This window comes from Arthrobacter sp. Hb9-2 (assembly GCF_059091165.1).
Genome location: NZ_JBNHGJ010000001.1, coordinates 231,708 through 251,959, shown reverse-complemented (window position 1 = coordinate 251,959; position 20,252 = coordinate 231,708). Strand labels below are relative to the sequence as shown.

Genomic DNA, 20,252 nt, shown 5'->3' with positions numbered 1-20,252 from the left:
ATCACGGCTTATGCGGCGATCAGCAGGGCGGCAGCGAGTCCCAGGAGTGCGATCAGGAGCCAGGATACGAGGGCGGCCAGGAGCGCACGGCCGCCGGTGTGGAGCAGCGTGCGCACACGTACGGCTGAGCCCAAACCGAACAACGCGGCGCCGAGCAGGATGTCCTGCAGTGCTGCTCCGGCTTCAAGCCAGCCCGCGGCGAGCCAACCGGTGGAGCGGAGGCCCACCATGGCAATGAAGCCCAGGACAAAAAGAGGAACCACCGGTGGCAGTTTCGCCTCCCTGCCCTCCGCTCCCGGGCCGGGCTTGGCAAACAGCCGCTGGTGGGCACCCGCCAATGCCGCCACGGGTGCCAGCAGCAGCACCCGGGTGAGTTTGACGACGACGGCGATGCCCAGTGCCGCCGTCCCCGCGGTTTGCGCCGTGGCCACTACCTGGCCCACGTCGTGCACCGAGGCGCCCGTCCAGGCGCCAAAAACCGGCGCGCTGAGCTGCAGGGGATGGACCAGGAGGGGCATAACCCCAATGGCGAGGGTCCCGCAGAGCGTCACCAGCGCCACCGGCAGGACGGTGTCCACGTGCCGGATGCGCCGTACGGCCGCCATCGCGCCGATGGCGGACGCACCGCAGATCGAGAACCCCGTGGCCACCAGGAGTGAGGTCACCGGGGGCAGCCGGAACAGCCGGGAGATCAGGTAGGTTCCGCCGAAGCTCACCGCCACCACCCCCGCTATCAGCACCAGGGCCAGCCAGCCCAGTCCCAGGACGTCCATAACGCTCACCTTCAGGCCCAGCAGGACAATTCCGCCGCGCATCAGGTGCTTGCCCGCAAAGTCCAGCCCCGGGCGCGCCCTCCCGGCAGTCCAGACTCCCGCCGCCGGCAGGTTGGCGGCCAGGACGCCCAGGACCACGGCCAGGGTCATGGCCGGGAGAACGGGCACGAGCCAGTGGACCAGGAACGCTGCGGCCAAGGCAACAGCCGCTGTGGCCAGGCCTGGGAGCAACCGGTCAGCGCCGCCGGGGATGCCCGGGCCGGGGGTGGGGAGGCTTCTGCTGACTGGCACTCACCTACTGTGCCGGAAAGGACACGATATCCACGAACCAGACCACCTCCGCCAACACGCCACAATGGATGGCAGTAATGAATTCGAAACAAAAAGATGGTTGGCTATTGGACATGTCAGACCTATTCCAGGATTACTCCGTGGCCGCCGGCCGGACCGGAGCCTACGACGAGATGTTCGCCCCCGGGCAAGAAGCACGGGGCTCTTATGAGCAGGTGGCGGACGCCCTTCGCAAGCTTTCCCTCGCCGACGTCAGCGCGCGGGCGGACTCCATGGCGCGCACCTTCCTGGACCGTGGTGTCACCTTTGACTTCGCCGGCGAGGAGCGCCCCTTCCCGCTTGATATCGTCCCCCGGGTGATCCCCGCGGCGGAATGGGATGTGCTTGAACGCGGCGTCGCCCAGCGCGTGCACGCACTTGAGGCCTTCCTCAACGACGTGTACGACAAGATGAACGTGGTGTCCGACGGCGTGATACCCCGGCAACTGGTGACCACCAGCGCACACTTCCACCGCCAGGTCCACGGCTTTGAACCGGCCGGCGGCGTCCGCGTGCACATCTCCGGCATCGACGTTGTCCGTGATGCCGCGGGGACCTTCCGGGTGCTGGAGGACAACGTGCGCGTCCCCTCCGGTGTGAGCTATGTCCTGGAAAACCGGCGCGCCATGGCCAAGGGCCTGCCCGAAGCCTTCGGCCAGCAGCTCATCCGCCCGGTGGAGGAGTACCCGCGCCGGCTCCTCTCGGCCCTGCGCAAAACCGCGCCGGCCGGCGTGGACGATCCCACCGTCGTCGTCCTGACGCCCGGGGTATTCAACAGCGCCTACTTTGAGCACACGCTGCTCGCGGGCCTGATGGGTGTTGAACTCGTGGAGGGCCGTGACCTTATCTGCCGTGGTAACCGCGTCTACATGCGCACCACGGCCGGCGAGCAGCGCGTGGACGTCATCTACAAACGGATCGACGACGACTTCCTTGACCCGCTGCAGTTCCGGGCCGATTCCATGCTCGGCTGTCCCGGACTCGTCAACGCCGCCCGGGCAGGCGGGGTGACTATCGCCAACGCAGTAGGCAACGGCGTCGCGGATGACAAACTGGTCTACAGTTACGTCCCTGACCTCATCCGCTACTACCTCAACGAGGAACCCATCATCGCGAACGTGGACACCTTCCGGCTGGAGGAGAAGGAAGCGCGCGAGTACACCCTGGACAACCTGTCAGAGCTCGTGGTCAAGCCGGTGGACGGCTCCGGCGGCAAGGGCCTGGTGATCGGCCCGGACGCCTCCCGGGACGAACTCGACGCCCTCCGCCAGCGGGTCATCGCGGACCCCCGCGGCTGGATCGCGCAGCCGGTGCTGCAGCTCTCCACCGTGCCCACGCTAAGCGGGGACAAGTTTGGCCCCCGCCACGTGGACCTGAGGCCTTTTGCCGTGAACGACGGCGACAACGTCTGGGTGCTCCCCGGCGGCCTTACCCGCGTGGCACTCAAGGAAGGGTCGCTGATCGTGAACTCCAGCCAGGGCGGCGGTTCCAAGGACACTTGGGTCCTTGCCGATTCGCCGCACCTGCCGGTGGAGACCGTGCCGCGGCAGTCCATGTCCATCCGCGAGCGTGTGTCCGTGTGGCCGGTCGAAAGCAACTGGCGCGACCGCCAGTCGGAGCAGCAGCAGTGAACCGGCCCACGACCGTGCCAATGTCTTTTTCAGTGTCGGGCCTGCAGGAGGTAGCCGCGAATGCTTAGCCGTATTGCCGAGTCCCTTTTTTGGATTGGCCGTTATGTGGAGCGTGCCGATGGTACGGCGCGTATCCTCGATGTTCACCTGGAGCGGCTGAACCACCTGCCCATGGACGAACGCAAAAGCGTGGCACAGGAGCTCCTGGCTGTGATGGGCGCCCGCCCGCAGAGCGAGGACTTCGGGCTGCCGGAGCTGCTCCACGCGCTGGCCTACGACAAGACCAGCGCCACTTCCATTGCAGGGTCACTGGGAGCCGCACGAGAGAACGCCCGCCGCGCCCGCGAAACGGTTTCCTCCGGCCTCTGGGAAAGCCTCAACACCACGTACTACGGGCTGAGCCAGCACCGCAAGGACGTGGTGGGCACCTACCGCTTCTGCAACTGGACGCTGGAACGCACCGCCATGGTGAGCGGACTGGCGGACACCACGGTGAGCCATGACGAAAGCTGGCTCTTCCTGGTACTGGGACGGTCCCTGGAACGGGCGGACATGACGGCGCGCATGCTCTCCACCCGCGACGTCCTGTCCGCAGGCATGTCCTGGGTCAACATGCTCCGGTGCGCCGGTGCCTACGAATCCTTCCTGCGTACCCGTCGCGCTGCCTTCGGTGACCAACACGCCGCCGAGTTCCTGCTTCTGGACCGGCTGTTCCCGCGGTCCATTGTGTATGCGCTGCGGGACGCTGACGAATGCCTCGCCAAGCTGGATCCGTCTGCGCAGCGCGTGGGCTTCATCAACGACGCGCGCCGGATCGTGGGCCAGGCCCGCACGTTCCTTGAATTCCACCGCACGGACGACCTCATGTCCGAGCTGCCCGAACACATGGAACGCGTGCAGAAGGCAGTGTCCCAGGCCTCGGACGCCATTTCCCGTAAGTACTTCAATCAGGCCGACGAACTGGCTTGGGTGGGAGAAGTTTCATGACCCGGCTGAGCATCGTGCACAAGACGGCCTACAAGTACAACAAGCGGGTCACGCTGTCCTATAACGAGGCCCGCATGACGCCCCTCACGGATTCCCAGCAGGTGGTGCTGGAATCGGTGGTCAAGGTCTCGCCCTCGCAGGCTGCGGTGAGCACGTACCGCGACTACTGGGGGACCAGGGTCACGGCATTCGACATGCAGATGCCGCACGAGCACCTCGAGGTCGTCTCCAACATCACGGTGGAAGTACACCGTGCCGAGAAGATCCCCTCCGAGTCCGACATCGTGGGCTGGGATGTCCTCGCCTCGCCCGGGACGCTCAATACGTACAGCGACTGGCTTCCCCAGTCCCGGTTGAGCGGTCCCGGGGACGAGGTCCTGGGCCTCATCCCCGAGGTGGTGGCAGGGAAGAACCCGCATGACGCCGCCATGGCAGTCTTCGAATGGATGCGCGGCGAGATGACGTACATGTCCGGCTCCACCGCCGTCACCACGAACGCAGAGGAAGCCTGGGGTCAGCGCCAGGGCGTGTGCCAGGACCTCGCCCACCTCGCCATCGGCGCGCTGCGGAGCTGCGGAATCCCGGCCCGGTACGTCTCGGGCTACCTCCACCCGCGTTCCAGCGCCGGCATCGGCGAGACGGTCGCCGGGCAGTCACATGCCTGGCTGGAATTCTGGGACGGTGACTGGCGCAGCTGGGACCCCACCAACCACAAGCCTGCCGGCGACTTCCACGTCACGGTGGCACGGGGGCGGGACTACCGCGATGTGCCCCCGCTGAAAGGCATCTTGTCCGGTGGCGGCGGGTCGGCTCTTAGCGTCAGCGTGGAGATCACCCAGCTGGCCTGACCGGCAGGTCCGGACCGAGAGCTGTAAACACCAGGGGCGTCCACATCTGTGGACGCCCCTGGTGCTTACTCCGGGGATGCCTTGGCGGCTCCGCTGAGCTGGGTCCACCACGTAAGAGGTTCCGTTACCTTGAACCGCCGGCCGGTGATGCTGTCCGGCGCGACCCGGACGAAAGCATCCTTTTTGCCCGCCTGCCAGGGGAAGAGGTAAAGCTCGGCAGTGGCAAGGACCTGGTCTGTTCCGGTGACCACCTCGGCAGTGCCTTTGACCACGACGCTCCAGGCCAACCCGTTGTCCGGATCCACGCCGTCCGCCTCCAGTGCCACCGCGGCGCCTTTCGACGCGCCAGCGAGCTTTGTGCCTTCCCCGGTACGGAACACAAGTGTTCCGCCGTCCACGGTGTAGTTGATGGGGAAGATATCGGGACGCCCGTCGGCCAGCACAGCAAGCCTGCCGACGGACACCGTCCGCAGCATGGCCCAGCACTCGTGGTGTTCCAGGGTCTGTACGTCGGGGGCAGTCTCGTGGCTCATGCCGCCGAGCATACGCCTACCAGGGGCTTGGCTTGTAGTCCTTGAGGAACACGCCGTACTGGTCCTCGCCGTTCTCGCCCATCACGATCGGATCGTAGACCCGTGCAGCCCCGTCCACCAGGTCCAGGGGCGCGTGGAAGCCTTCCTCCATGAGCCGGACCTTGGTGAAGTGCGGCCGCTCGTCAGTAATCCAGCCGGTGTCGACGGCGGTCATCAGGATGCCGTCGCTGTCCAGCATCTCCTGTGCGCTGGTCCGGGTCATCATGTTCAGCGCAGCCTTGGCCATATTGGTGTGCGGGTGGCCGGGGCCCTTGTAGGCGCGGGAGAACTGCCCCTCCATGGCGGAGACGTTCACAATGTACTTCCGCCGCGCGGTGGACTGCTTCATGGCCGAGCGCAATCTGCTGACCAAAAGGAACGGCGCCGTGACGTTACAGAGCTGCACCTCGAGCATTTCGAGCGGGTCCACCTCGTCCACCACCTGCGTCCAGCTGTTGATCGTCGCGAGGTCCGGGACCAGTCCGCCGGCGTCGATCGCTGTTCCCGCCGCGATCCGCTCCAGCGAAGCCGAACCGGTGGAGAGCGCCAGGGAGGTGATGGCGTCGCCGGCAAGGACCGGGTGCTCAGTAACGCTGCTGGCAAGGGCCAGGGGGTGCTTGTCGTGGGCGTGGCCGAAGGTCACCAGCTCGGGCCCGCCGTTGGCCTGCTCCAGGGCCGCGGGCAGCGGTTCGTCCTCAGCGTCCACCAGCGGCTTGTAGGCGTTGCCGGACCGGCGCACCGTCTGGGCTGCGTTGTTGATGATGATGTCCAGCGGGCCGGCCTCGTTCAGCGAGTCGGTCAAGGCCATGACCTGGGCGGGGTCCCGCAGGTCGATGCCCACGATGCGGAGCCGGTGCAGCCACTCGCCGCTGTCCTCCATGGCTGCAAAGCGTCGGGCCGCGTCCTTGGGGAACCGCGTGGTGATGGTGGTATGGGCGCCGTCGCGGAGCAGCCGGAGCGCGATGTACATGCCGATCTTGGCCCGCCCGCCGGTCAGCAGCGCGCGGCGGCCCGTCAGGTCCGTGCGGGCGTCGCGCTTGCCGTGGTTGAACGCGGCGCACTCGGGGCAGAGCTGATGGTAAAAGGCGTCAACCTGGGTGTAGTGCTGCTTGCAGATGTAGCACGGGCGGGACCGGATGAGATGGCCGGCCACCTTGCCGGTGGCGGAAGGAGCCAGTTTGTTCCCGCGGGTTTCGTCGTCGATCCTGTCCGGGGCCGCGGTGGCGGTCTGGGCAATCACTGCCCGGTCCGCCTCGGAGATCAGGTCCCGCTTGGTGACGCGTCGGTGCCTCTTGACGGCCTTGAACATCTTGCCGGTGGCACGGCGGACCGAAACGTAGTCCGGATGCTCCTCGTCATAGGCGTGGATCGTGTTGAGGACCTTGAGGCAGGCCTGGATTTCCTCAGGCGTCAGATCGGGGGAGCTCATTGTACCGATTTTACAGCCTGGGAGTCCCCGCCGGTCCCACCATCAACAGGGCCGGCAGCGGGGGAGCGCCCGGCCCGGGCGCTCCCGGCAAGCAATCAGGAAATACTCGCGCCGGGCGCCATTTCCGCCGCTGCCGCAGCGTGCGTTTTGGCGACCTTGTCAACGGACTCGCGGACGTCCGGGTACTGCGCGGCGGCGGCCTTGACGGCGTTCGGCACAAGATGGAGGTTTGCGGCAGCGAGCTTGCGCTCTTCTTCGCCGGGCTCCGGAACCTCCTGGCCCTTGGACAGCACAGTAATCCCGGAATCAGTGACCTTGAAGCCGCGGGCGCGGTCCAGTTCCGGGTCCAGCCCAATCGCCGCCCCGGCCGGCACCTTGACGTTTTTGTCGATGATCGCCCGGTTGATAACGGCGCCCTCGCCGATCTGCACCTTGTCCATCAGCACCGAATCGATGATCCGGCTGCTCGTTGCCACGTAGACATCGTTGGAGAGGACCGAGCCCTCCACAACACCGCCGGAGATCACTACGCCGCTGGAAACGATCGAGTCCAGGGCGGTGCCAACAGTGTTGTTCTTGCCGCGGACGAATTTCGCCGGCGGGGAGATGCTCTGCCGGGTGTAGATGGGCCACTCGGAGTTGTACAGGTTGAAGACCGGCAGCGGGGAGATGAGGTCCATGTGGGCATCGTAGAAGGAGTCGATGGTGCCGACGTCACGCCAGTAGGTGCGGTCCCGCTCGGTGGAGCCGGGGATGTCGTTGAGGGTGAAGTCGTAGACGCCGGCTTCGCCCTGGTTCACGAAGTAGGGGATGATGTCCCCGCCCATGTCGTGCTTGGTGTCGAGACGCTCGGCGTCGACGTGCAGCGCCGCTACCAGTGCGTCGGCGTCGAAGACGTAGTTACCCATGGAGGCCAGGAACTGCGAGGGATCTGCCGCCAGGCCGGGCGTGCTGGCCGGCTTCTCCACGAAGGCGGCAATCTTCTGGGGATCGTTCTGGTCCACCTCGATGACACCGAACTGGTCGGCCATGTGCAGGGGCTGCCGCACGGCGGCGACCGTCGCTTTGGCACCGCTGTTGACGTGCTGCGCCACCATCTGGGCGAAGTCCATGCGGTAGACGTGGTCCGCACCCACCACCACCACGATGTCGGGGTTGGCGTCGTGGATGAGGTTCAGGGACTGGTAAATGGCGTTTGCGCTGCCGAGGAACCAACTCTTGCCCACGCGCTGTTGCGCCGGGACGGAGGCGACGTAGTTGCCCAGCTGCGTGGACATGCGCCAGGTCTCGGAGATATGCCGGTCCAGGCTGTGCGATTTGTACTGGGTGAGCACAACGATCTGCAAATAGCGGGAATTCACCAGGTTGGACAGGGCGAAGTCGATCAGGCGGTAGCTTCCCGCAAAGGGCACCGCGGGTTTCGCGCGGTCTGCCGTCAATGGCATCAGTCTGTTTCCCTCGCCGCCTGCGAGGACAATGGCCAGAACTCTTTTGTTCAACGGCATAATGGTCGCTCCTGTACGCCTTCGTAACTCCCCAAGACAGTCCGGCATGCCCGGACTCCTTCACACTAGAACAGTTATGCGTGAAGGACTACCTTGGGTCTTGTGCGAATAGACATTGTGACTAAAGAGTTTCCACCGGAGATCTATGGTGGCGCGGGTGTCCACGTGGCCGAATTGAGCAGGGTGCTTAGTAAGCACGTTGACCTGCAGGTTCGTGCATTTGGGGCTCCCCGCGACGCCGACTACCATGGCGCGGCGGTGACGTCCTACTCCGTTCCGGAGGATCTTGGCTCGGCCAACGCCGCGGTGCAGACCCTGGGTGTTGACCTGCGGATCGTCCCGGACGTCGAAGGCGCGGACCTGGTCCATTCGCATACCTGGTACGCCAACATGGCCGGACATCTTGCCTCCCTGCTCCACGGGATTCCGCACGTTCTCAGCGCCCACAGCCTGGAACCGCTCCGGCCGTGGAAGGCAGAGCAGCTCGGCGGAGGTTATGCCCTGTCCTCGTGGGTGGAGAAGACCGCCTACGAAGCTGCAGCGGCCATCATCGCCGTGTCGGAGGGCATGCGGCAGGACATCCTGCGCAGCTACCCCGACGTGGACCCGGCCAAGGTGCGGGTGGTCCACAACGGCATCGACGTGGAGCTGTGGAACCGCGACGAGAACACTGACGCGGTCCGCGCCCTGGGCATTGATCCGGACAAGCCGAGCGTCGTTTTTGTGGGGAGAAACACGCGCCAGAAGGGCGTTCCCTACCTCCTGCGGGCCGCCGCGAAGCTTCCGGCCGACGTCCAGCTGGTCCTCTGCCTTGGCGCTGCAGACACTCCGGAATTGGCCGCGGAAACTGCCCGCCTGATCGAGGACCTGCAGCGGGAGCGCACCGGCGTTGTCCTCATCGAGCGCATGCTGCCCCGCAACGAGCTCATCCAGGTCCTCAGCCACGCCACGGCATTCGCCTGCCCCTCCATTTACGAGCCGCTCGGCATCGTCAACCTCGAGGCCATGGCATGCGGCGCAGCAGTGGTGGCGAGCGCCACCGGCGGTATCCCCGAGGTGGTGGAGCACGGCCGGACCGGCCTCCTGGTCGATCTGGAGCAGGTGACGGACGGTACCGGAACACCCCTTGACCCGGAAAAGTTCGTCACCGAGTTCGCCGCCGCCCTCACCGAGGTTGTCTCGGATCCCGAGCGCGCACGCGCCATGGGACAGGCCGGCCGGCTGCGTGCCGAACAGCACTTCTCGTGGGAATCCATCACCGAAACCACGCTCGAGGTGTACCGCTCAGTGCTTCCGGCGCAGGGCCAGCCCTCCTAGGGACATGACGACGGCGCCGCCCCCTTCACAAGGGGAGCGGCGCCGTCGTCGTTCCTTGCGTCCGGGGACGGTCAGTTGCGCTTGCCTACAGCGGTACGGGCTATCAGCACCTTTTCGTCAACAGGCGCCTGACCGCTGGCGCGCTGGCTCCGAAAATAGGCGCGGGCCTCGTCCTGCCGTTTTTTCTCGGCACCGGTGGCGATCGTAGCCCGAACGTGCTGCTCGCCGTATCCGAAGGCGTCCACGAGGTCCACGGCGTGCGGGCGGAGCTTGACCAGCAGCCGGTTGATGTACTCGCCCACCGTGCGGCCCCGCTGCATGGAAAGGCGGCCGTTCATGAGGTACCAGGACAGGTTCTTTTCGATCAGGGAAAGCCCGAACAGGTCGCGCAGCCAGGTCAGCACTGTTTTCGTGCCGGGGTCCGTGACAACGCGGAGAGCGTCCGTGAACGCCTCCCACTGGAGCAGCTCGGCGTGCGCCTGGGCTGCGTCAATGAGCTCGTTCTGGTGCCGGTTGAACAGGGCCGCACCCTTCTCCTGCGACAACCTGCCCGTGCCCTTTAGCGCAGTGGCAGCTTCAGCCACCATGGTCTGGACACGGTCCGTGAGGAGCGCGCGCTGGCTTTCCTCGTCCCGCAGCGCAATGGCCGCCTTCTGCACGGAGCCGGTGTCCGCGACGAACTGTGCCACCTGGCGCAGGCCGGTGCGGTGGATGGCGGCGCCGGTAGCCTGGCCCACCACGTAACGGGCCAGGACCCCGAAGTCGACACTCCGGAATTCCTTGGCGTAGTCGGCCAGCAGCCGTTTGGCAACGAGCTGCAGCAGCACAGTGTTGTCGCCTTCAAAGGTGGCGTAGACGTCCAGGTCGGCCCGCAATGAGGCAAAACGGTTCTCGATCAGGAACCCTGCGCCGCCGCAGGCTTCGCGGCATTCCTGCAGGGTGTCCAGGGCATGCCAGGTGCTCAGCGGTTTCAGTGCTGCGGCGAGGGTTTCGAGGTCCTGGCGGTCCTCGTCCGTGTCATGGGCACCGGAGAACACATCGTCGAACTTTTCCAGCAGCTGCTCGTGCGCGAAGCCTGCTGCGTATGTGGTGGCCAGCCTCGTGAATAGGCGCTTTTGGTGGCGCTGGTAATCGAGGAGCACTTCCTCTTCGGTGTGGGAAGAGGCATTGAACTGGCGGCGCTCGGTGGCGTACTGGATGGCCGCCTTCAAGGCCACTTTGGATGCGGCTACGGCAGCCCCGTCGAGGGATACCCGGCCCTGTACCAGGGTGCCCAGCATGGTGAAGAAGCGGCGGCCCGGGCTGGCGATGGGGGAGGTGTACCGGCCGTCGGTATCCACGTTCCCATAGCGGTTCAGCAGGTTGGTCCGGGGGATCCGGACGTTTGTGAAGTGCAGCCTGCCGTTGTCGATTCCATTGAGGCCGCCCTTGACGCCGTCGTCCTCGCCTCCGATGCCCGGCAGGAATTCCTTTGTCGCGGGGTCCCGGAGATCCACGTAGAACGCGTGGACCCCGTGGTTGACGCCCCGGGTAACCAGCTGGGCGAAGACCACTGCGCCCAGGCCATCATTGGCCGCGTTTCCGATGTAGTCCTTCCAGGCAGCCCGGAAGGGGGTATGCACGACAAATTCGTCAGTGGAAGGGTCGTAAGTGGCGGTGGTGGCGATGCTGGCCACATCCGAGCCGTGCCCTGTCTCCGTCATGGCGAAGCACCCCGGGATCTCCAGGTTCATGATGCCCGGGAGCCATCTGGCGTGGTGTTCGGCAGTGCCGAGGTGCATCACCGCGGAACCAAAAAGCCCCCATTGAACGCCGGCCTTGATCTGCAGCGAAGGGTCCGCCACCACCAGTTCTTCAAAACCGGCGATGTTCCCGCCGTGGTCATCCGAGCCGCCCAAGGACTCGGGGAACGCGCGGTGCACGGCCTCGTTCTCCACGAGGTACTGCAGCTGGCCGAACACCCTGGCGCGGTGTTCAGTGTGCGTCAGGCCTTCGATCTTGTGCAGCTCGGGTGACGCTGCGAGGTTGCGGGCCTGGAGCCGGACTGCGGCCCACTTGCCAAGGAGCTGCTCACCCAGCGCGTCGACGTCGACGGCGGGCTGTGCGGAGGCTGCTCCGGACGCGGCAGCGGCCACCGTGGCGGGGCGGTGCCTGTTTCCAGCGGGACGGTCCACTAGTTCAGTCATGTCATTGTCCTTCGTTGGTGCTGACAGATGGGTTGGTGGTGCTGCGGCAAGCAAGGGGGTTCACGCGTCGGGGGCGGACAGCCTGGGCAGTTCAGGAGCGATGCCAACGCACAGCCAGGCGGTGATCTGCCGTGCCATCGCCTCCTGCCCTGGTTTTGTTGGGGAGTCCGGCGTACTCAGCCACTCTTCACCGGCATTCCGTACCAGCCCGATCGCCGCTTTGGGCCAGTAACCAATGACGGCCTCCTTGCCGTCCCCCAAATGCGAACGCATGGGGGTGGCGATCATGTCGGCGACGGCTTCAAAAAAATGTCCCAGGGCAGCCGATCCCGCTGCGGGGTCCTGCGTAGTCTCCGGTTCTGCTGCGGCATGCCTTGTCACAAAGGTGTAGACGTTGGGGCTTGTACTGGCCATCTGAAGGTAGGCGGTGACCATTGCCAGCAAACCTTCACGCGGGGTGACGGCGCTCTGCGCAGCCTCCTGGATCCGGCGCTGCATCTGGCTGAGGACAACTTCACCCACTGCCTGCTGCAACCCGGCTTTGTCCCCGAAATAGCGGTAGAAGACAGACTTGGAGGTGCCCGCTGCGGCGGCAATGTCCTCCATGGAGGCGTCGCTGCCCAGTGCGTGCACCGCGCGGCGGGCTGACTTGATCAGCTCCCTGCGCCGCTCCTCCCGGTGGCTCTGCCAGCGGGACGAGCGGCCGTCTCCGGGCCCGGCGGCAACGGCGGGCACATGCCCTGCTTCCTGGATGTTCACGATACCCAGCGTATCAGGTACGCTGGGTATCGGTAATCGAACGTGACCCGAGGAGACAGCCATGTCCATTGACGGACAGCCCACCACCGGACCCGACGCAGCCGGAACTCCCGCCGCAACTTCCGCCCCTGCACCCCGCAGGGCCGTCATCGTGGGAGGCAACCGAATCCCGTTTGCGCGGTCCGGCGGGGCCTACGCCAAGTCCTCAAACCAGGACATGCTGACAGCTGCCCTGGACGGACTGATCGCACGTTTCGGACTGCAGGATGAACGCATCGGGGAAGTGGGCGCCGGTGCAGTGCTCAAGCACTCAAGGGACTTCAATCTCACCCGCGAGGCCGTCCTCGGTTCCGCACTGTCCCCCGAGACGCCTGCCTACGACCTCCAGCAGGCCTGCGCCACTGGGCTGGAAACTGTTGTAGGACTGTCGAACAAGATCAAGCTGGGCCAGATCGACTCCGCGATCGCCGGCGGTGTCGACTCTGCCTCTGATGCACCCGTGGTGGTCAGCGAAGGACTCCGTGAGGTAATCCTCGACCTCAACCGGGCCAAAACCCTTCCACAGCGGCTGCAGATCCTCAGCCGCCTCCGGCCCAAGGATCTGGCACCGCTGGCGCCGGGAACGGCCGAGCCGAGGACGGGGCTGTCCATGGGGGAGCACCAGGCATTGACCACGGCACAGTGGAAGATTTCGCGGGAGGCACAGGATGAAGTGGCCCTGAACAGCCACCGGAACCTCGCTGCCGCCTACGACGCCGGATTCTTCGACGACCTTCTCACCCCGTACCGGGGGCTGACGCGGGACGGCAACCTGCGGCCCGATACTTCCCTGGAAAAACTCGCAACCCTGAAGCCGGTCTTTGGCAGGAACCTCGGTGCCGACGCGACCATGACAGCCGGCAACTCCACTCCGTTGACGGACGGCGCCTCCACTGTATTGCTGTCCTCCGAGGAGTGGGCCGACGCCCGCGACCTGCCCAAGTTGGCCGCTGTGGTGGACGCCGAAGCCGCCGCGGTGGACTTTGTGCACGGGAAGGACGGCCTGCTGATGGCACCCGTCTTCGCCGTGCCCAGACTGCTCTCCCGGCACGGGCTCACCCTTGACGACTTTGATTTCATCGAGATCCACGAAGCCTTCGCAGCGACTGTCCTCAGCATTCTGGCCGCGTGGGAGGACGAGGAATTCGGGCGGACCCGGCTGGGGCTGCCTGGTGCCTTTGGCAAAATCGACCGATCAAAGTTGAATGTCAACGGGTCCTCGCTTGCCGCCGGCCATCCGTTCGCCGCGACCGGCGGCCGGATTGTGGCTTCGCTCGCCAAGACGCTCCACGAAAAAGCCAGCACCGAAGGCCGTCCCGCACGGGGCCTCGTCTCGGTCTGCGCAGCCGGCGGACTTGGCGTCGCCGCGATTCTTGAATCACTGTAGGGGGAACGCATGACAGACAAGTACGCACAACTGGTAAACCAGGGTTTGGGCAGGAACGTGGCCAAAAAGCTCGGGCTGCCCCAGCCGGCAGTACTGCGCCGGTACGAGCCCGGCCAGCCCTTGATTACCGGGCCCATCCTGGTCCAGGGCGGCACTGCCGGTGCCGACAGCCTCGCCGCCGAACTGCTCTCCTGGGATCTCGACGTCAGGCGGCACGCCGTTCCGCGGGAGAAGCTTGGTGCCATCATCATGGTGCTGGACGAAGTGGCGGAACCTGAAGACCTCGGGAAGCCGATTCTCTCCGCTGCAGCCTCCCTGCGGGATCTCGCCCAGGGAGGCCGTGTCGTGACGGTGTCCCGGCCTGCCTCGGACGCACCCTCGCCGGCGGCAGCAGCCGCACGCCAGGGGGTGGACGGGTTCCTGCGCTCCCTGGCCAAGGAACTGCGTGGTGGTGCCACCGGCAACGGTATTCTCCTGGCGCGGGACGTGAACACAACGAGCCCAAGCGCGCTGGCGGCAATCCGGTTCTTCCTCTCCGGCCGCTCCGCTTTCGTGGACGGCCAGTTCGTCACGGTGTCCACGACGGCGGGAGAACTTTCCACGGACCCTGAGAAGCCCCTGGCCGGGAGGATCGCCGTCGTCACCGGAGCAGCTCGTGGCATCGGTGCGGCCATAGCCCGGACACTGCACCGGGACGGCGCCACCTTGGTGTTGGTGGACATCCCTGCGGCGGGCGACCAGCTGGCTGCGGTGGCGAATGAGGTGCGGGGGACAGCCCTCCAGCTGGACATCAGCAGAGGGGAGGCCGGGCAACGGATCCTGGAGCACGCCGCCCAGCGGTACGGGCGCCTGGACATCATGATCCACAATGCCGGCATCACCAGGGACAAGCTCCTGGCCAACATGGATGAGGGCCGCTGGAACTCAGTGATCAACATCAACATTGCCGCCCAGCTCCGGATCAATGAGGCCCTCCTGGCCTCAGAACACTTCCGCAGCTCTCCCCGGATCGTCTCCGTCGCCTCCACCAGCGGCATCGCCGGCAACCGCGGCCAGACAAACTATGCGGCGTCCAAGGGCGGAGTCATGGGCATGGTTCGCGCGACTGCGCCGCTTCTAGCCGCCCAAGCCGGCAGCATCAACGCCGTCGCGCCGGGGTTCATCGAAACCGAGATGACGGCCCGGATACCCTTTGCACTGCGGGAGATGGGCCGGCGCCTGAACTCGCTTCAGCAGGGTGGCCAGCCAACCGACGTCGCAGAGACCATAGCCTTTCTGGCCAGCGACGCGGCTGGCGGTATCAACGGCGAGGTGCTCCGGGTCTGCGGCCAGAACCTGGTGGGGGCATGACGCCTGTACAGCCGCTCATCCTGGGGGAGATGCCGTCGCTTTCCAAGCTCTACGTCAATGCTGCCGCCCAGGCCGCCCGGCGCCGGCTGCTGGGGACGCATGACGGATCAGTCCTTCCGGCAGAGAGCCACGAAGTCCGCGGCGTCACGGTTGACGTCGGTAACCTTACGGCCTACCAGCACCTCATCGGCGAAACTGCCAGTGACGTGCTGCCCGCAGGATTCATCCACGCCCTGGCTTTTCCGCTCGCCATGAGCGTCATGAACCGGGATGATTTTCCCTTGCCGCTGCTCGGGATGATCCACCTGCGCAACGTCGTGGAACACAGGCGGCCGCTCGTCTTCACGGATACCCTGGTCATCGCCGCGCACGTGGAGAACCTTCGTGGTCACCGGTCGGGCACACAGGTGGACCTGGTGGTCGAGGTCCGCAGGGCCCCGGGTGGGGAAATCTCCTGGCGGGGGGTCTCCACCTATCTGGCCAAGGGCGTTTTCCTGCCGGGAATCGACAAACCAACAGTCGCCCCGGCACGGCCGGAGTTCACGGCGCCGGATCCCACCGCGCTGTGGCAGCTCGGGGTGGACACCGGAAGGGCATACGCGGCAGTTTCCGGCGACTTTAACCCGATCCACCTCAGCGTGCTGTCCGCCAAGGCACTGGGCATGCGCCGCTCCATCGCCCACGGCATGTACCTGGCGGCCAGGGCACTCGCCGACGTCGGCGCGGTCCGGGGGGATTCCTTCACTTGGGAAGTCGACTTTGAGGCGCCGGTTTTCCTTCCCTGCCGGGTCGCCCTGGACATCAGTACGGTGCAGGGGGCGGCAGGAGCTTGGGAGCGTTCCGACTTCGTCGCGTGGAATCCCCGCTCCGGCCGCCGTCACTTCAGCGGCTCAGTCGCCGCCCTCTAGAGTTTCCCCTGGGGCGGTGCCTCCGAATCACTTGACGGGTGGACGGCGCGAAGGATCCGGTGGAGGCTCAGGAGGATGGATTCGGACGCCGGAACCGCGCCTTCGTCCAGCTCACGGGTGGCGGTGGCTGCCATGCAGGCTTCCACCGCCGTCCTGGCGGCCTGATAGAGCTCCTCCTGCTGTTGCGGGTCTTCATTGCTGAATGAGCGCAGCAATTCGCCCGTGGCGGTGATAGCCCCGGCCAGCGGACCGTTGTCCTGCAGCGGGACGGTGTACGGCACGTCGCTTTCCCAGATGACGTCGGAGAGCACGTCCGTCATGTCCTGAATGTGGAAGGTTACCCTCTCCAGCTGGCGGAGATTACGGTAGTCACGGTCGATGTCCCGGGGGTGGAGTTTACGGCGGGGGTTGGCACGCCGGCTGGCATCGGCTTCCTTGACGAGATGGCGTACGGTGCGGGCGGCTGATGCCAGCTCATCCGAACGGCGCGACCATTCCTCGTGCTCGGGCGGCCATTCTTCCTCCAGCGCGGCGCCCATGTCGGTCAGTTGCCTGCCCAAGGCAAAGCGGAGTTCATCGAGGCTGGCCGCGGCGGCTTTCAAGTGCAGCGGGGGAAAGACTAAGAAGTTCACTGCGATGCCTACGGCAACGCCGGCGCCCATCTGCACAAGGTAGCCAAACGAAAAGTCGTCCGCGTTGCTGCCTCCCACGAGGAGCACCAGCAGGGCCGCCGTCGGAATCCAATCACTGCCCGAGCCAATTCCCGGCAACCCGCCCAGCAGTACGCCTATGCCCATGAACAAAGCGACCGTCAGGGGCGAGGGATCCGCGATGTTCACCAGGATGACCGCGAGACCTATTCCCATACTGAGTCCGGCGAGGGCCTGGAAGCCTTGCCGGACTGATCCGGCCACGTTGTGGTACATCGCCACCAGCGCTCCCAGCGGCGCGTAGTACGGGTAGTTCGCGGCTGCGCCGGGCATGAGCGGGGCGATGAGGAAGGCCAACCCTGCGGCCAGGGCGGCTTTGGCCGCCAACTGCAGGCGTTGTGCAGCGAACGCCGCGGACAGTCCTTCCACTGCCTGCTTCAGAAACTGGGTCCCCTTGGCCCACCGGACTGCCGGACGTGCTTGAGATTTGCCCATCCGATCCACCCTAGGGGGCCTGTGGGGCAAGGGACAAAGCTACTGGTCAGGACGGCAGTAAAAGGCGGCGGGCGAAACTTCTAGGACAAAGCCGCCGCTGAACGGCGCACGGCTGCGGCCAACTGGTGCGCCTTTCCAGGGGTGCGGCCGTCCTCTGCGCGCCGTGGGATGTAGCCGAATCCCAGGCCGTAGGCGGGGTCCGCGAACCCGAGGGCAGCGTTGGCGCCTTCGTGGCCGAAAGCCCGGTGGCTGCCAAAGTTCCGGGAGGGATGCGGCTTCATAAAAACCACGGCGAAAGCGTTGTCCAGGCCGGAGGAACGGTCCAGGCCCCACACCTGTTCCTGGGACATCAGCTCCACCGTTCCGGGAGCCAGGAATCCTTCCCCACCGCTGACGCCGGTGGTGGCTGCCGCATAAAGCCGGGCCAGTCCCTCAGCAGATCCCACTCCGCCGGCCGCCGACATGCCGGCACCGCGGACACTGCGGACGTTGGGGAGCTCCATGATGGTGCTGACGGGTGCATTGCTGTTCAGCCCGTCGAGGCTGAGCGGATCGACCCAGGGCTGTTGCGGATCGATGGTGTACAGGACTTCCCGGTAGCGGGGCTCCATGTCCGCCGGCAGGCCCAGGAAGAAATCGATGTCCAGTGGCGTCCGAATCCGGCGGTCATAGAAGTCCTGCAGCGATTCTCCTGCGGTGCGGCGGCACAGCTCTTCCATCATGATCCCGATGGTCAGGGCGTGGTAGCCGAACTGGCGGCCAGGCTGCCAGGACGGCCGGGCCGCTGCGAGGCGGGCGGCAGCACCAGGGGTGGTGAACCCGTCAAGGGCGAAACCGCCCTCCACCCCCATGATTCCGGCCTGGTGGGACAGCGCCTCCCGCACCAGCAGCCGGTCCTTGCCATGCACCGCAAACTCCGGCCAGTAGTGGGCAACCCGGGCGTCAAGGTCAAGCAGCCCGTCCTGGACCAGGAGTGCGACCACCATGGCCGCGACTCCCTTCGAGCAGGAGTACGCGCCCGTTATCGTATCTTCGTCCATGTCCGGTCCACCTGTAAGTCCCACCACCTGCTTCCCGTGATGGTAGGCCGCCAGCTGCGCACTGTACTGCGGGTCCTCAGCCAGGAATGATTCGAAGAGCTCCAGGACATTTTCGTAGCCGGGCGCTACGTGGCATTGAGTTGTCTGCATCCGGCCAGTTTAGCCAGAAAGCGCTTTCCTTCAGGAGTCCGCTCCGTGTCCCGGCGCAACTTCTTCGCCGGTCTTCACCGGCCCCGGCGGGGTTCCATCCCCGAAGGGCCGGCCGCCCAGGGACTCGCGCCCGTGAGCGTCAAGCCAGCCACCCAGTGCTGGGCCGGCAGGGACGATGCCGGTGGGATTAATGTCCTCATGCACGATGTAGTAGTGCTGCTTGATCTGGACGAAGTCGGTGGTGTCGCCGAACCCGGGAGTCTGGAACAGGTCGCGCGCGTAGCCCCAGAGGGCAGGCATCTCGCTGAGTTTCTGGCGGTTGCATTTGAAGTGGCCGTGGTAGACGGCGTCGAACCGCGCCAGCGTGGTGAACAGCCTCACGTCGGCTTCCGTGATGGTGTCGCCTACCAGGTACCGCTGCCGGGAGAGCCGGTCTTCCAGCCAGTCCATGGTTGACCAAAGCCTCGCATAAGCGGCGTCGTAGGCCTCCTGGGACCCTGCGAAGCCGCAGCGGTAGACCCCGTTGTTGACTTCGGTGAACACCCGTTTGTTGACCTTGTCGATCTCCTCCCGGAGATGCTCGGGGTACAGCCGGGGTGCGCCGGGCCGGTGGAACTTCGTCCATTCCGTCGAGAAGTCAAGCGTGATCTGCGGAAAGTTGTTGGTGACCACCGCTCCGGTGGCCACCTCAACAATCGCCGGAACGGTAATGCCCCGCGGGTAGTCAGGAAACCGCTTGAAGTACGCCTCCTGCAGGCGTTCGATTCGCAGGACCGGGTCAACGCCGTCGGGATCCAGGTCGAAAGTCCAGGACCGCGCGTCATGCGTGGGGCCGGGCTGCCCGAGGGAAATGGCATCCTCCAGCCCCAGCAGCCGGCGGACAATAACCGTCCGGTTTGCCCAAGGGCATGCCCTTGCGGCGATAAGGCGGTAGCGTCCCGACTCCACTGGCCAACCGGGCTCCCCGTTAAGGCCCGGCCTGCCGTCTGCAGTGATCCGGTCCTCGATGTAGTTGGTGTCGCGGTTGAATTCCGCTCCACCGGTTACGTAGGCGCCGCGCGTGCTGTGCTCTGCGGTACCCCCGCCGTCCACTTGCTGGGTGCTTTCCGTTTCCTGGCTCATAAAACCACCCTAAACCCCGCTGGTAGGACTGCAGAGATAGGCTGCCAGGCGACCAGCCAGGACCCGCCCACCAGGACCGTAAACAGGAGGATCCACACAACGGAAGGAACCGCCGTCGCACGGTACAAGAGGTACGCGTCGGAACTGGCAAGCCGCTCCCTGCGCCGCAGGTGCACATGCGCGAGCTTAATGAGGTCCCGTACGGCGCCCACCAGCAGTACCAGGCCCAGGATGACGGACACATGGCCCACGAAACCGGCCGGCACCAGGAAAATAAGAGTTATGTTGCCGCCTATCGCAGCGGTGGTGATGAGGAACCCCGCGGAGTTGCGGAGGAAGAGCAGTGTCGCTGCAAGGGCCACCGTGCTGACCGCCAGGGCGGCAGGACCCCACCCGGTGAAGCCGCACCACACGAACGCGGCGCCTACGACTGCAGGGACGGGATACCCCCAGAAGCAGGACCACACGGTGGCCAGTTTGCTCCGGCTGTATGTGGTGGTGGTGCCTGAATGGTCGAACCGAAGCCGTATCCCTGACAACCGCTGGCCGCTCGTGACTGCTGCGAAGGCATGTCCCAACTCGTGGGTGGCTGTTGCAAGCAGGCCCACATACTTCCAGGACTGGCGGGGGGTCGACAAGGCAGTCACTATGCCCAGGGCGAGAATCAGCTCAGTGAATGTAATGACGGGAAGGTCGGTGCGGCTGAAGGCACTGATGAACGTATTCCAAGGGTCCTTGGCAAGGTTCACCGAATGCTTCCCGGGCATGAGTGGT

17 protein-coding genes are annotated in these 20,252 nt (G+C 65.6%); 7 read left to right on the top strand and 10 right to left on the bottom strand.

Features of this window, described 5'->3' with window-relative positions; translation table 11 throughout:
* Window positions 1-8 precede the first annotated feature (8 nt).
* Entirely contained in the window at window positions 9-1,064 is a 1,056-nt protein-coding gene (locus tag AC5RV1_RS01200) for a YeiH family protein (RefSeq protein ID WP_493993188.1), read from the bottom strand.
* A 113-nt stretch (window positions 1,065-1,177) separates the two neighbouring features.
* Here AC5RV1_RS01200 and AC5RV1_RS01195 point away from each other — a divergent pair, with 113 nt between their 5' ends.
* From AC5RV1_RS01195 to AC5RV1_RS01185, 3 genes are read left to right on the top strand one after another with little or no spacing between them, the layout of a single operon-like run.
* On the top strand, window positions 1,178-2,734 hold the full coding sequence (locus tag AC5RV1_RS01195) for a circularly permuted type 2 ATP-grasp protein (protein WP_493948313.1): 1,557 nt from the start codon (window positions 1,178-1,180) through the stop codon (window positions 2,732-2,734).
* Window positions 2,735-2,794: 60 nt separating this feature from the next.
* Window positions 2,795-3,721, top strand: coding sequence for an alpha-E domain-containing protein (locus AC5RV1_RS01190; RefSeq protein WP_102975536.1), 927 nt, complete (start codon window positions 2,795-2,797; stop codon window positions 3,719-3,721).
* Complete coding sequence (locus tag AC5RV1_RS01185; protein ID WP_493993187.1) at window positions 3,718-4,569, top strand: transglutaminase family protein; 852 nt, start codon at window positions 3,718-3,720, stop codon at window positions 4,567-4,569. Before AC5RV1_RS01190 ends, AC5RV1_RS01185 begins: the two co-directional genes overlap by 4 nt.
* 65 nt (window positions 4,570-4,634) lie before the next feature.
* Here AC5RV1_RS01185 and AC5RV1_RS01180 read toward each other — a convergent pair whose 3' ends face one another.
* The 3 genes from AC5RV1_RS01180 to glgC all read right to left on the bottom strand — a co-directional run bounded on the left by AC5RV1_RS01180 (window position 4,635) and on the right by glgC (window position 8,075).
* Window positions 4,635-5,102: a pyridoxamine 5'-phosphate oxidase family protein gene (locus tag AC5RV1_RS01180; RefSeq protein ID WP_493993186.1), complete on the bottom strand. Its 468-nt coding sequence runs from the start codon at window positions 5,100-5,102 to the stop codon at window positions 4,635-4,637.
* Between the two features lie 16 nt (window positions 5,103-5,118).
* The gene (locus AC5RV1_RS01175) at window positions 5,119-6,570 is read right to left on the bottom strand and encodes an SDR family NAD(P)-dependent oxidoreductase (protein ID WP_493948316.1); all 1,452 of its coding nucleotides are present in this window, start codon (window positions 6,568-6,570) and stop codon (window positions 5,119-5,121) included.
* A 95-nt stretch (window positions 6,571-6,665) separates the two neighbouring features.
* Window positions 6,666-8,075: a glucose-1-phosphate adenylyltransferase gene (glgC, locus tag AC5RV1_RS01170; protein WP_493948317.1), complete on the bottom strand. Its 1,410-nt coding sequence runs from the start codon at window positions 8,073-8,075 to the stop codon at window positions 6,666-6,668.
* Window positions 8,076-8,177: 102 nt separating this feature from the next.
* Here glgC and glgA point away from each other — a divergent pair, with 102 nt between their 5' ends.
* Window positions 8,178-9,392 carry a glycogen synthase gene (gene glgA / locus AC5RV1_RS01165; protein WP_493948318.1) on the top strand — a complete coding sequence of 405 codons (1,215 nt, stop codon included), beginning with the start codon at window positions 8,178-8,180 and terminating at the stop codon, window positions 9,390-9,392.
* A gap of 71 nt (window positions 9,393-9,463) precedes the next feature.
* On the opposite strand, the gene AC5RV1_RS01160 is transcribed toward glgA, so the two are convergent.
* Together AC5RV1_RS01160 and AC5RV1_RS01155 are read right to left on the bottom strand one after the other, a co-directional pair.
* Window positions 9,464-11,578, bottom strand: a complete 2,115-nt coding sequence (locus AC5RV1_RS01160; protein WP_493993185.1) for an acyl-CoA dehydrogenase family protein — start codon at window positions 11,576-11,578, stop codon at window positions 9,464-9,466.
* A gap of 60 nt (window positions 11,579-11,638) precedes the next feature.
* Window positions 11,639-12,331 (bottom strand): TetR/AcrR family transcriptional regulator, encoded by a 693-nt coding sequence (locus AC5RV1_RS01155; RefSeq protein WP_493993258.1) that lies wholly within the window; start codon window positions 12,329-12,331, stop codon window positions 11,639-11,641.
* A 67-nt stretch (window positions 12,332-12,398) separates the two neighbouring features.
* On the opposite strand from AC5RV1_RS01155, the gene AC5RV1_RS01150 reads away from it, so the two are divergent.
* From AC5RV1_RS01150 to AC5RV1_RS01140, 3 genes are read left to right on the top strand one after another with little or no spacing between them, the layout of a single operon-like run.
* Window positions 12,399-13,763, top strand: a complete 1,365-nt coding sequence (locus AC5RV1_RS01150; RefSeq protein ID WP_493948320.1) for an acetyl-CoA C-acetyltransferase — start codon at window positions 12,399-12,401, stop codon at window positions 13,761-13,763.
* A 9-nt stretch (window positions 13,764-13,772) separates the two neighbouring features.
* Complete coding sequence (locus AC5RV1_RS01145; RefSeq protein ID WP_493948321.1) at window positions 13,773-15,113, top strand: 3-oxoacyl-ACP reductase; 1,341 nt, start codon at window positions 13,773-13,775, stop codon at window positions 15,111-15,113.
* A complete protein-coding gene (locus AC5RV1_RS01140) occupies window positions 15,110-16,021 on the top strand; it encodes a MaoC/PaaZ C-terminal domain-containing protein (RefSeq protein ID WP_493993184.1) in 912 nt (303 codons plus the stop codon). Before AC5RV1_RS01145 ends, AC5RV1_RS01140 begins: the two co-directional genes overlap by 4 nt.
* On the opposite strand, the gene AC5RV1_RS01135 is transcribed toward AC5RV1_RS01140, so the two are convergent.
* The 4 genes from AC5RV1_RS01135 to AC5RV1_RS01120 all read right to left on the bottom strand — a co-directional run bounded on the left by AC5RV1_RS01135 (window position 16,018) and on the right by AC5RV1_RS01120 (window position 20,245).
* A complete protein-coding gene (locus AC5RV1_RS01135) occupies window positions 16,018-17,100 on the bottom strand; it encodes an FUSC family protein (RefSeq protein ID WP_493993257.1) in 1,083 nt (360 codons plus the stop codon). The genes AC5RV1_RS01140 and AC5RV1_RS01135 overlap by 4 nt on opposite strands.
* A 146-nt stretch (window positions 17,101-17,246) precedes the next feature.
* Window positions 17,247-18,356, bottom strand: a complete 1,110-nt coding sequence (locus tag AC5RV1_RS01130; protein WP_493993183.1) for a serine hydrolase domain-containing protein — start codon at window positions 18,354-18,356, stop codon at window positions 17,247-17,249.
* Window positions 18,357-18,386: 30 nt separating this feature from the next.
* A complete protein-coding gene (locus tag AC5RV1_RS01125; protein ID WP_493993182.1) occupies window positions 18,387-19,478 on the bottom strand; it encodes a glutathione S-transferase family protein in 1,092 nt (363 codons plus the stop codon).
* Window positions 19,475-20,245 (bottom strand): M50 family metallopeptidase, encoded by a 771-nt coding sequence (locus AC5RV1_RS01120; RefSeq protein ID WP_493993181.1) that lies wholly within the window; start codon window positions 20,243-20,245, stop codon window positions 19,475-19,477. The genes AC5RV1_RS01125 and AC5RV1_RS01120 overlap by 4 nt, the downstream gene beginning before the upstream one ends.
* Window positions 20,246-20,252 lie beyond the last annotated feature (7 nt).